This is a genomic window from Bacillus sp. Bwzl_19, from assembly GCF_054900515.1.
On sequence record NZ_CM142729.1, the window covers coordinates 1,427,976 to 1,440,187 of the forward strand.

The following is a 12,212-nucleotide window of genomic DNA, read 5'->3' on the forward strand; positions in this document are numbered from 1 at the left end:
CATATGATGATGGAAGAACGAGAGACAAGGAGAGACACCATGAATCGATTTGTGAAAGGGATCATTCTTTTATCCATTGCCGCCTTTTTCGCTGAATGTCTGGAATTTGTCGTGAATATGATACTGGCGCGGGAGCTTGGCGAGCATGGGATGGGGCTTTACATGAGCATTCTGCCCACCATTTTTTTAATTATCGTGATCGCCAGTCTGGAGCTTCCGATCTCCATTTCAAAATTCATCGCGGAATCCAATCAGAAGCTGCATGAAAGCATGCTGCGGCATGCCTTCAGAATGACCGCCGTATTTACCGCGTTTTCAACCGCGGCCGCAAGCATCGCGCTGCCGTTCATTCCTGTATTCGATACGTATCACCCTTTTATCAAAGGGATTGTCATCGGACTGATCCCCGTCGTCGCTTTTACATCCATCGCCAGAGGCTATTTTATGGGTGTGCAGCAAATGGGGAAAATCGCGGTTGCGAATGTATTGAAAAAAATCATTCAAGTGCTTTGTCTGTTTATCTTTTTTCAATGGTACTCGTTTGAAATTGATATGGCCGTGCTCATTTCATTATTTGTGCTGGTCGCAAGCGATGTCGTGGTGTTCGTTTACTTGTATACGCAGTTTATTTTAGCGCGGAGGACGCTTTCCGGCCATCAGCATATTCACCTGCGCGGCAAGGATGTGAGGAAACGCCTTCTGGCCGTATCCATTCCGACAACGGGACTTCGTATTTTTCACGCGGTGACAAACGCCATTGAACCCTTCTTAGTAAAAGGAGCGCTGCTGGCGTCGGGGGCAGCCGGGACCGCTGCGATTGATCAATACGGCATGCTTGCCGGTGTAGCGGTGACGATCGGTTCGTTTCCCGCATTTATCGCTCATTCGCTGATGGTTGTTATGATTCCGAGCATTTCAGAAGCGTACGCGCTGTCTCAATATGATATTGTACTGAAACGCCTGAGACAATCGATTTTTATTACATTCGGCTACGGCATTCCGGCTGTCTGGATTATGTTTCAGTTCGCGGCCCCGCTGACCCATTTGTTTTTTCAGTCTCCGGAAGCGCAGTATTATTTGCAGCTTTTGTGGCCGTATTTTCTTTTTCATCTGTTCGTGATGCCGCTTCAGGCCTGTCTGATCGGCATCGGCCATGTAAAGACGGCGTTTTATCATAATGTATGGAGCCATATCGTGGCGCTTTCGATGATGTATGTGCTCGGTTCTATGCCGGAATTGCAAATGCTCGGCATTATACTCGGCATGAATACCGGCATGATTCTTCTGACAAGTTTACATTACGCGACAATCTGCAAAGACCTCGGTGTCTCCGTGTTTCTGACGGGAGGCGGAAGAACAGCGCCCCGGATTGAAGGCTGATACATTTCGATAAGGAAGGGCAAGCTATCCGAAACGCATGAAAGGAAGATCGTATGCATAAAACCCGCCTTATTGTATGTGCAGTCCTTTTGATAGCTGCAGCCGTCTGGATGCCTGAAGCGAAAGCCTCATCAGAAAAACGGGCAATTCCCGCTGTGTTTTTGATGAAGACGATTGAAGGAGACGAGATATCGATCCCGGATAAAGGGCAGAAAACAATTTTGCATTTTTGGACATCGTGGTGTCCGTCTTGCAAAAAAGAACTGCCTCAGTTCCAAACGTACTATGAACAGAGTCAGTCCGATGATGTAAGACTTGTAACGGTAAATCTGATGAATGCCGAGCGAAACAAAGATACCGTTCAAAACTTTGTCAATCAGCACCATCTCACATTCCCGATTGTTCTTGACTCTAAAGGCGAGCTCATGAAGGAATACAATGTGATGACGATTCCCACGTCATTTCTGTTGAATGAAAAAGGGGAAATCGAAAAAAAGATCGTCGGTCCGATGACCGCATCACAATTAAAAGAATGGTCTGAGAAATAAAAAGGCGCGGGAGGATTTCCTCCCGGCCTTTTTTTGCATATAATGAACAGCTGAAGGAGTGCTAATGATAATTATTATCAAAAAGAAATTAAAACAATTATAATTGAAATCTTCCGCCGGCATGCTATAATAAAGAAAACACCGCGATATTACTGTGAAAATGCTGCCTGTCTTTTATCGGGGAATTGAAGATGATTTGCGTTCTCAATTAGAGAGGAGAATTCATAATGAATGAACAAGTGATGTCTCAAGCCCATTCACAACAGCAGATACAAGAAGAACGGTCCGGAAAAAAGTGGCTCCAGCATGCGGAGCTCATCGCGGCTCTCGTATCCGGCGCCCTCATTCTTGCGGCCTGGTTTTTCACCGAAACAAAAGGCCTGTCCGTCACTTTGTATATCCTTGCCTTCCTGATCGGCGGATTTGCAAAAGCGAAAGAGGGCATCGAGGATACACTGGAAACGAAGACGTTAAATGTTGAACTGCTGATGATTTTTGCCGCTGTCGGTTCTGCCCTTATCGGTTATTGGGCGGAGGGCGCCGTCCTTATTTTTATTTTTTCGTTAAGCGGCGCGCTCGAAACATATACGATGAATAAGAGCAGCCGTGATTTAACCTCCCTGATGAAACTGGAGCCGGAGGAAGCGACCTTGATTGCGGATGGACAGGAAAAGCGGGTGCCGGCCGCTGAACTGAAGATCGGAGACATGATCGTCATTAAGCCGGGCGAACGGGTAGCGGCCGACGGGATTATTGAGTCAGGCGTGACGAGCCTTGATGAATCGGCGCTGACGGGTGAAGCGATGCCGGCGGAAAAAACACCCGGAGATTCTGTGTTTACAGGAACGGTAAACGGAAACGGCTCCTTAACAGTCCGTGTTACGAAAACAAATGAACAGTCCTTATTCAGAAAAATTATCAGACTGGTGGAATCGGCTCAAAACAGTGTGTCACCGGCCCAGGCGTTTATTGAGCGATTCGAAAGTGTCTATGTCAAAGGCGTGCTTTTAGCCGTGGCTTTGCTTTTATTTGTTCCTCATTTTGCATTAGGATGGAGCTGGAGTGAAACCTTTTACCGGGCGATGGTGTTTATGGTGGTCGCCTCGCCGTGCGCACTTGTCGCTTCCATCATGCCCGCTGCGCTTTCCCTTATTTCAAATGGGGCCCGCAACGGATTATTGGTCAAAGGAAGTGTATTTTTAGAGCAGCTGGGAAGCGTTCGGATGATTGCGTTTGACAAAACCGGCACGGTAACGAAAGGACAGCCGGCAGTCGCGGTTTTCCAAGCGGCAGAACATGTGAATGAAGATGAGATCATGCAAGCGGTGTATGCGATTGAAAAGCAATCAAGCCACCCGCTTGCAAAAGCGATAGCTGAATTTGCCGAAAGCCGAGGCGCCGCGCCCGCAGGCCATACTTTAATTGACGAGACGTCCGGATTCGGTGTTCAGGCTGATATAGAAGGAGTTAAATGGATGATCGGAAAAGCGGGATTTGCAGGCGAAGAGGCGGCAGACGCTTTTTTGAAAACATCGGGAAAAGAGTTAAAAGGGAAAGGCTTTACGCTTGTTTTCGTTAAGAAAGATGACCGGATAGCAGGCTGCTTTGCTTTAAAGGATCAAATCCGCCCTGAAGCCAAAGCGGTGATGGCTGAACTTAAATCACTGGGCATTAAAACCGCCATGCTCACAGGCGATCAGCCTGAAACAGCGGCTGCCATTGCAAAAGAAGCGGGCATGACGACGGTTGTTGCAGATTGTCTGCCCGACCAAAAGGCGGAAGAAGTGAAGAAGCTGAAAGAAACGTACGGTACAATCGCCATGGTGGGGGACGGCATTAATGACGCGCCCGCTCTGAAAACCGCTGACGTCGGTATTGCGATGGGCGGAGGGACGGACGTGGCTTTAGAAACCGCTGACTTGGTCCTCATGAAAAATGACCTTTATAAGCTTGTGAAAATGTGCAGACTCTCACGGAAAATGAACCGGATTATTAAGCAGAATATTGTTTTCTCGCTTTCGGTCATCTGCCTGCTGATCTGCGCCAACTTTCTGCAGGTGATGGAACTGCCGTTTGGTGTGATCGGTCATGAAGGAAGCACGATTCTGGTCATACTGAACGGACTGAGATTATTAAAATAAGCAGAACAGCCGCACACCGGGCGGCTGTTTTTTTAATGTTCGTTCACAGCATAAACGCCGGAAAACTGATAGAATGAAAAAAGAGTCACATTGGTAAGGAGGAAAAACAAAAATGAACAGATTAGAACGTGTTTCATCTTGGCTGAAAAAAGAAGGGCATGACGCGGCGTTTATACATACAAAGGAAAACGTATTTTATTTGACTGATTTTTATACAGACCCGCATGAGCGGTTAATGGGATTATTCCTGTTCCAGGAACAGGAGCCGTTTTTCGTTTGCCCCGGAATGGAAGCCGGACAAGCCCGCAGCGCCGGGTGGGAGCATGATATTATCGGATACGGTGATCACGAAGATCCGTGGGAGCTGATAAAAGCCGAGCTTGCAAGACGAAATATGCGGCTTGATTCCATCGCGGTTGAAAAGGATTCGATCTCACTTTCCCGCTCAGAACAACTTAAGCACGCTTCAGGTGGCGCCGCATTTGCATCGGCAGAAGAAACACTCAACCAATTCCGTCTCGTCAAAGATGAGAAAGAAATCAGCATTCTGAGGGAAGCGGCAAAACTCGCGGATTACGGAGTTGAAGTCGGTGTCGCGGCGCTTAAAGAGGGTGTGAGTGAAACAGAAGTACTGGCGCAGATTGAGTTTGAGCTGAAGAAAAAAGGCGTGCAGGGCATGTCATTTTCAACAATGGTGCTGTTCGGAGAAAAATCAGGCCAGCCTCATGGAAATCCGGGTACAGACCGGTTGAAAAAAGGTGATTTCGTTCTGTTTGATCTGGGCGTTATTCTTGACGGCTACTGCTCAGACATAACGAGAACATTCGCATACCAATCAATCAGCCCGAAGCAGGAAGAGATTTACGAAACGGTGCTTAAAGCTGAACAGGCGGCGCTTCAATTAAGCAAACCCGGCGTCAGAATCGGCGATCTTGATTTAAAAGCCCGCGGCATTATTGAAAAAGCCGGATACGGGGACTATTTCCCGCACCGTCTCGGCCACGGACTCGGAATTTCAGTGCACGAATATCCATCAATGAGCAGTGCGAACGACACACTCCTTCAAGAAGGAATGGTATACACAATAGAACCCGGGATTTACGTGCCTGATGTAGGCGGCGTGCGCATTGAAGACGACGTGTTTGTCACAAAAGACGGCGCCGAAACATTAACGCAGTATCCGAAAGAATTAACGATCCTGAAATAGAAAGCTTTGTGATAAAAAAGGACGGTTCTGGAAGGCAGCGTCCTTTTTTATCACCTTTTAAATGAAAAAATCATCAAAATGCTGAAATGGTTTGATATCATGCTTTTCCCGCAGCGGCCGCACAGCAAGATAACTGCCGCCGAGTATGGCCAGACACAAACCGATTAAGCAAAGAATCCCCATCACTGTTATTCTCCTTTCAAACGAATAGGCTGTATCTGTTTTTAGCTTACTGTATGAAACGCATTCCAGATCAAGGGAAAAAAGAAGGGGGGACGCCATGGCCACGATCAGAGACATTGCCGGCGCTGCCGGGGTCTCCGTTACAACCGTATCAAGAGTATTAAACAATCATCCGTATGTAAGTGAAGACAAAAGAGAAAGAGTGAAAAAAGCGATGCAATCGCTCGGATACAGGCGCAACATTCATGCTGTGCATTTATCCAAAGGTTTTTCCGATATGATCGGCGTTGTGCTTCCGTCGGTGAATCTTCCGTATTTTGCAGACCTTGTCGCAGGTATTGCTGAGGCTGCCGAAGCGTCAGGCGTGCATCTTTCTTTATACCAGACAGATTATCAGCAGCAAAAAGAACGCTTTGCCTTATCACAATTACAGGAGCGCCAAGTGGACGGCCTGATTATCTGCTCCAAAGCAATTCCTGATGAGCATCTGCTTTCCGTGCAAGAACCGCTCATCCTCTGCCAGCATACTGATACGGCGGGGCTTTCCTCAATCAGTAATCCGCACCGGGAAGCATTTCGGCACGGTCTGGATTATCTGATAGAAAAGGGACACCGGAAAATAGCGATCAGCCTGGCGAGAAAAAAGGGGAAAAACAGTCAAGTCCGCATTGCCGCATATAAAGAGGCGCTGAAGAAGATCGGGCAGCCTTACAGGGAAGAGCTGGTTGTGGAAAAGGCGCTGACGCTGCTTGACGGAAAAGCTCTTTTTCATAGATGGCAGAGCTGGGATGACAAACCGACTGCGCTGTTTGCGGCGAATGATCAAGTGTCCGCCGGTCTTTACCTTGAAGCCAAAGCAAACGGGACAAGAATTCCGGAAGAGCTTGCGATTTTGAGCATCGACAATCATGATATCAGCAGGATGCTGGGTATTTCCACAATAGATATACAAACGAAAGAAATGGGAAAGCAGGCTTTTCACATGCTTGAGAATCGGATCAGCGGAGAGCCCCCGTCAAGGAAGGTTCTTGATTACCGGCTTATTGAACGATCATCCGTCTAAAAAAAGAATTGACGCGCTTTCCGTTCGTTTTGTACGATATGAGGTATTGAATGACAAAGGAGCTGAGGATCATGAAGGGGTCCTTTACAGTTGAGAAGGTATTAAATAACAATGTGCTCATCGCAACACATGATAGATACAGTGAGGTCGTCTTAATCGGGAAAGGGATCGGCTTTGGAAAAAAACAAGCGGATGTCATTGAAGATAAAGGATATGACAAGATGTTCATCTTAAAGGATGAAAAAGAACAAAAACAATTTAAAAAGCTCCTCGGTTATGTGGACGAGACACTTGTCGACATCTCCAATGACGTCATTTATCATATCAAGAAGCGGACAAGCCAGCCGTTGAATGAACATATCCATATTGCGCTGACGGATCATATCGCCTTCGCGGTAAAGCGGCTGCAGCAGGGCTTTGACATTAAAAACCCGTTTCTTATGGAAACCGAAACACTTTATCCGGAAGAATTTCAAATTGCCCGTGAAGTCGTCGGCATGATTAATGAAAAGACGGGAATCTGCTTTCCGGAAGGAGAGATCGGCTTTATTGCTCTTCATATCCATTCCGCTCTTACGAATCGGCCCCTTTCAGAGGTCAACCAGCATTCACAGCTGATGTCCCGGCTCGTTCAGGTGATAGAGGAATCTTTCCAAATGGAAGTGAATAAAGAAAGCGTCCACTATTTGCGGCTGATCCGGCATATCAGATTTACCATAGACAGGATTAAGCGGGAAGAGCAGACAAAAGAACCAGAAAAGTTAATGTTATTATTGAAAAATGAATACCCGCTATGCTACAATACTGCTTGGAAACTGATAAAAATCTTGCAGCAAATGCTGAAAAAACCAGTTCATGAGGCGGAAGCGGTTTATCTCACGCTTCATCTGTACCGATTAACCAATAAAATTTCATAATTTCAGTTGAAACCTTTAAAAACGTGTCACTGATTCGATCAGGCATGAGTGATTGAGGGTAAAAAACGGGAAGAACGGTCCCGTTATTTTGCACACCCTTTTTTACTCATGCCTTTTTTGTTGTGTAAAAGGGCAAATGTAAACGGTTAAACTGAAGACTTGCGCCTATGAATTCGTTGTCATGAATTTTCGCTGTAAGGTCACACTAGCTAACAGAGGAGGTACATCTTTTATGTTTAAAGCATTATTCGGCGTTCTCCAGAAAATCGGCCGTGCTCTTATGCTTCCGGTTGCGATTTTACCGGCAGCGGGGATCTTGCTTGCGTTAGGAAATGCCATGCAGAACAAAGATATGATTCAAGTGATGCATTTCTTGAGCAATGATAACGTGCAGCTTGTGGCGAACGTCATGGAAAGCGCCGGCCAAATCGTATTTGACAACCTGCCGCTTCTATTTGCAGTAGGGGTAGCGATCGGTCTTGCGAATGGAGACGGCGTTGCCGGAATCGCGGCTATTATCGGATACTTGGTCATGAACGTATCCATGAGCGCCGTGCTGATGGCAAACGGCAGTATTCCGTCTGACAAAATTGAACGGGCAAAGTTTTTTGCGGAAAATCATCCGGCCTATATTAACATGCTGGGGATACCGACTTTGGCGACGGGCGTGTTCGGCGGTATTATCGTCGGGGTTCTGGCCGCGTTATTGTTCAACAAGTTTTATAAAATTGAACTTCCGCAGTATCTCGGGTTTTTTGCGGGTAAGCGGTTTGTCCCGATTATCACATCAATTTCCGCATTAATTCTCGGTCTTATTATGTTAGTGATCTGGCCTCCAATCCAGCACGGTCTGAATTCCTTCTCAACGGGACTTGTGGAAGCGAATCCAACCTTGGCAGCCTTTATTTTCGGAATGATTGAACGGTCATTAATTCCGTTCGGCCTTCATCACATTTTCTACTCGCCGTTCTGGTATGAATTTTTCAGCTATAAAGATGCGGCTGGAGACATCATCCGCGGAGATCAGCGGATTTTCATGGCTCAGATCAAAGACGGCGTACAGCTGACGGCAGGTACATTTATGACGGGGAAATATCCGTTTATGATGTTCGGCCTTCCGGCGGCAGCGCTTGCAATCTATCATGAAGCGAAGCCTGAAAAGAAAAAACTTGTAGCCGGAATCATGGGTTCTGCCGCTCTGACAAGTTTCTTAACGGGGATTACCGAGCCGCTTGAATTCTCATTCTTGTTTGTGGCTCCTATCCTGTTTGCGATTCACTGCGTATTTGCTGGACTTTCCTTTATGGTTATGCAGCTATTGCATGTAAAAATCGGTATGACTTTCTCAGGCGGTTTGATTGACTACTTCCTGTTCGGAATTCTGCCTAACCGTACGGCTTGGTGGCTGGTCATTCCAGTCGGCTTAGGATTTGCCCTCATTTACTACTTCGGTTTCAGGTTTGCGATCAGAAAGTTCAATCTGAAAACGCCGGGCCGTGAAGAAGAGGCTGAGGATGAAGGGGCAGGCGTATCAGGCGAAGCCGGCGACCTTCCTTATGAAATCCTGCAGGCAATGGGTGATCAGGAAAATATTAAGCACCTTGACGCTTGTATCACGAGACTTCGCGTCACGGTCAACGACCAGAAGAAAGTGGATAAGGCCCGACTGAAACAGCTTGGCGCATCAGGCGTTCTTGAAGTCGGAAACAATATTCAAGCCATTTTCGGCCCGCGCTCTGACGGTTTAAAAACTCAGATGCAGGATATTATCGCGGGACGCACGCCGCGCCCGGAACCGAAAGTATCCGCACAAGAAGAAGTCAGCCAGCAGGTTGAAGAGGTTATCGCGGAGCCGCTCCGAAATGAGCAGGGTGAAGAAGTGTTCGCTTCTCCGATCACCGGCGAAATCCATCCGATTACGGATGTGCCTGACCAAGTGTTCTCAGGAAAAATGATGGGTGACGGTTTTGCGATTCTTCCTGAAGAAGGAATTGTCGTATCGCCAGTCCGCGGAAAAGTGTTGAATGTTTTCCCGACAAAACATGCGATCGGCCTTCAGTCTGACGGCGGAAGAGAGATCCTGATTCATTTCGGTATCGACACAGTCAGCCTGAAAGGTGAAGGATTCACTTCATTTGTTTCTGAAGGTGACCGGGTTGAACCGGGTCAAAAGCTGCTTGAAGTTGATCTTGAAGCGGTTAAACCTCATGTTCCTTCATTAATGACACCGATTGTCTTTACAAACCTTGCCGAGGGCGAAACGATTTCCCTTTCAGCCGAAGGTACTGTAAAACGGGAACAAAAAGATATTGTGAAAATCGGAAAATAAGCATATAAATACGCCGTGCTTGTCAGATGACAAGTACGGCTGTATGATATAATATTGTGTAGTAATATAGCTTTAATTTAAAGGAGAATGATAATCATGGCACAAAAAACATTTAAAGTAACAGCAGATTCCGGAATCCACGCTCGTCCTGCGACAGTTCTTGTACAGACTGCAAGCAAATATGATGCTGACGTAAACTTAGAATATAACGGTAAAACAGTAAACCTTAAGTCTATCATGGGCGTTATGTCTCTAGGTATCGCTAAAGGCGCTGAAATCACAATTTCCGCTTCAGGCGCTGACGAAAACGATGCTCTTAACGCTTTAGAAGAAACAATGAAAAGCGAAGGACTCGGCGAGTAATGCAAGAATTAAAAGGAATAGGCGCTTCAGCCGGAATTGCGATTGCAAAAGCATATCGGCTTGAAGAGCCGGACTTAACGGTTGAAAAGAAAAACATTGCTGATGCTGCGGCTGAAGTAAGCCGTTTTGATGAAGCGATTGTACGTTCTAAAGAAGAGCTTGAGAAAATTAAAGAGCATGCTTTAAAAGAACTGGGACAAGACAAAGCTGACATTTTCTCCGCGCACCTTTTAGTTCTGAGTGATCCTGAGCTGCTAAATCCGGTAAAGGAGAAAATCAGCACAGATTCAGTCAATGCTGAATTCGCTTTGAAGGAAACAGCTTCCATGTTCGTTACCATGTTTGAATCAATGGATAACGAATACATGAAAGAGCGTGCGGCGGATATCCGTGACGTAACAAAACGTGTGACGGGGCACCTGCTGGGCGTGGAAATCCCGAACCCGAGCATGATCTCAGAAGAGGTTGTCATCGTGGCTGAAGATTTGACACCGTCTGATACGGCGCAATTAAACCGTCAATTTGTAAAAGGTTTCACAACCGATATCGGCGGACGTACTTCACACTCCGCAATCATGGCCCGTTCGCTTGAAATTCCGGCTGTTGTCGGCACAAAAGCGGCTACAGGCACAATTGAAAACGGTGTTACGGTAATCGTAGACGGCATCGATGGTGATGTTATCATCGATCCTTCCAGTGAAACGTTAAAGAAATATGAAGAAAAACACAGTGCTTATCTGGCGCAAAAAGCTGAGTGGGCAAAGCTTGTCAATGAACCGACTGTTTCAAAAGACGGCCATCATGTAGAGCTTGCCGCAAACATCGGCACCCCTGATGATGTAAAAGGCGTTCTTGAAAACGGTGGAGAAGCTGTAGGGCTTTACCGTACGGAATTCCTATACATGGGACGCGACCAGCTTCCGACAGAAGACGAGCAATTTGACGCTTATAAAACGGTTCTTGAGCGTATGGAAGGAAAATCAGTTGTCGTCCGGACATTGGATATCGGCGGCGACAAAGAGCTTCCTTACCTTCAGCTTCCTAAAGAAATGAACCCGTTCTTGGGCTACAGAGCCATCCGCCTTTGCCTTGAAGAGCAAGAAATCTTCAGAACTCAGCTGCGTGCGCTGCTTCGTGCAAGTACATACGGAAACTTAAAAATCATGTTCCCGATGATTGCGACAGTAAACGAGTTTAAACAGGCGAAAGCGATTCTTCTTGAAGAAAAAGAAAAACTCGTCAAAGCCGGCGTAACGGTTTCTGACGATATTGAAGTCGGTATGATGGTAGAGATTCCGTCTACAGCCGTTATCGCAGATCAGTTTGCCACAGAAGTTGACTTCTTCAGTATCGGAACAAATGACTTGATCCAATACACGATGGCTGCTGACCGTATGAACGAGCGTGTGGCTTATCTGTATCAGCCATACAACCCGGCGATTCTCCGTCTTATCACCCTTGTCATTGAAGCCGCTCACAAAGAGGGCAAATGGGTCGGCATGTGCGGAGAAATGGCAGGAGACGAAATTGCGATTCCGATTCTTCTCGGCTTAGGCTTAGATGAGTTCTCAATGAGCGCTACATCCATCCTTCCGGCAAGAACGCAGATCAGCAAGCTTTCTAAAAAAGAAGCTGAATCATTCAAAGAAACAATCTTGTCTATGAGCACGACAGAAGAGGTTGTCGCATTCGTTAAAGAAACATTCAATAAGTAATACAACAGCCAGACGGTGTAAGCCGTCTGGTTTTTTTCATATTCGGAAAAAAGCGGGGAACAATAACTTTCAACAGGAGGGATTATCATGACAAAACCGTTTGGGGCGGGGGATACGGTCTATGTGATTTACCGCAATCCGCATGCCGCCAATGTTGCCCATATTAAAGAAGCAGAGATCGTTCATCATCCGTATCATGAGGGAGAACTGTCTCTGTTTTTATACGAAACCTATCATCCGCTGGCCGAAGATGATGCGGTCTTTTCGACATATGAGGAAGCAGAAGCGCTTTACAGCGAACTTTTTGACGAAGACCGGTATCACTGATCAAAGGAAATGTTTACAACGCATATTCACTCTCTTTTG

At 46.5% G+C, this 12,212-nt stretch carries 11 protein-coding genes; 10 read left to right on the forward strand and 1 reads right to left on the reverse strand.

The features are described 5' to 3' along the window. Positions 1-39: 39 nt before the first annotated feature. From ACW5MY_RS07600 to ACW5MY_RS07615, 4 genes are all read left to right on the forward strand, one after another. Complete coding sequence (locus ACW5MY_RS07600) at positions 40-1,380, forward strand: polysaccharide biosynthesis protein (protein WP_013352049.1); 1,341 nt, start codon at positions 40-42, stop codon at positions 1,378-1,380. Between the two features lie 53 nt (positions 1,381-1,433). Continuing rightward, on the forward strand, positions 1,434-1,928 hold the full coding sequence (stoA, locus tag ACW5MY_RS07605; RefSeq protein ID WP_013352050.1) for an endospore biogenesis thiol-disulfide oxidoreductase StoA: 495 nt from the start codon (positions 1,434-1,436) through the stop codon (positions 1,926-1,928). Positions 1,929-2,155: 227 nt separating this feature from the next. Next, positions 2,156-4,069 carry a heavy metal translocating P-type ATPase gene (locus tag ACW5MY_RS07610; protein WP_014470466.1) on the forward strand — a complete coding sequence of 638 codons (1,914 nt, stop codon included), beginning with the start codon at positions 2,156-2,158 and terminating at the stop codon, positions 4,067-4,069. A gap of 112 nt (positions 4,070-4,181) precedes the next feature. After that, positions 4,182-5,276, forward strand: coding sequence for a M24 family metallopeptidase (locus ACW5MY_RS07615; RefSeq protein ID WP_013352052.1), 1,095 nt, complete (start codon positions 4,182-4,184; stop codon positions 5,274-5,276). Positions 5,277-5,333: 57 nt separating this feature from the next. Here ACW5MY_RS07615 and ACW5MY_RS07620 read toward each other — a convergent pair whose 3' ends face one another. Further along, the gene (locus tag ACW5MY_RS07620) at positions 5,334-5,459 is read right to left on the reverse strand and encodes a hypothetical protein (RefSeq protein ID WP_014470464.1); all 126 of its coding nucleotides are present in this window, start codon (positions 5,457-5,459) and stop codon (positions 5,334-5,336) included. Between the two features lie 97 nt (positions 5,460-5,556). Here ACW5MY_RS07620 and ACW5MY_RS07625 point away from each other — a divergent pair, with 97 nt between their 5' ends. From ACW5MY_RS07625 to splA, 6 genes are all read left to right on the forward strand, one after another. Beyond that, entirely contained in the window at positions 5,557-6,522 is a 966-nt protein-coding gene (locus ACW5MY_RS07625) for a LacI family DNA-binding transcriptional regulator (RefSeq protein ID WP_013352053.1), read from the forward strand. 50 nt (positions 6,523-6,572) lie between these two features. Then, positions 6,573-7,439: a glucose PTS transporter transcription antiterminator GlcT gene (glcT, locus tag ACW5MY_RS07630; RefSeq protein WP_088030502.1), complete on the forward strand. Its 867-nt coding sequence runs from the start codon at positions 6,573-6,575 to the stop codon at positions 7,437-7,439. 232 nt (positions 7,440-7,671) lie between these two features. Next, positions 7,672-9,768, forward strand: coding sequence for a glucose-specific PTS transporter subunit IIBC (gene ptsG / locus ACW5MY_RS07635; protein WP_013352055.1), 2,097 nt, complete (start codon positions 7,672-7,674; stop codon positions 9,766-9,768). Positions 9,769-9,864: 96 nt separating this feature from the next. Beyond that, positions 9,865-10,131 (forward strand): phosphocarrier protein HPr, encoded by a 267-nt coding sequence (locus ACW5MY_RS07640; RefSeq protein ID WP_003154654.1) that lies wholly within the window; start codon positions 9,865-9,867, stop codon positions 10,129-10,131. Beyond that, positions 10,131-11,846, forward strand: a complete 1,716-nt coding sequence (ptsP, locus tag ACW5MY_RS07645; protein ID WP_013352056.1) for a phosphoenolpyruvate--protein phosphotransferase — start codon at positions 10,131-10,133, stop codon at positions 11,844-11,846. Before ACW5MY_RS07640 ends, ptsP begins: the two co-directional genes overlap by 1 nt. Before the next feature lie 87 nt (positions 11,847-11,933). Continuing rightward, positions 11,934-12,173, forward strand: coding sequence for a splAB operon transcriptional regulator SplA (gene splA, locus ACW5MY_RS07650; protein WP_013352057.1), 240 nt, complete (start codon positions 11,934-11,936; stop codon positions 12,171-12,173). Positions 12,174-12,212: the final 39 nt, after the last annotated feature.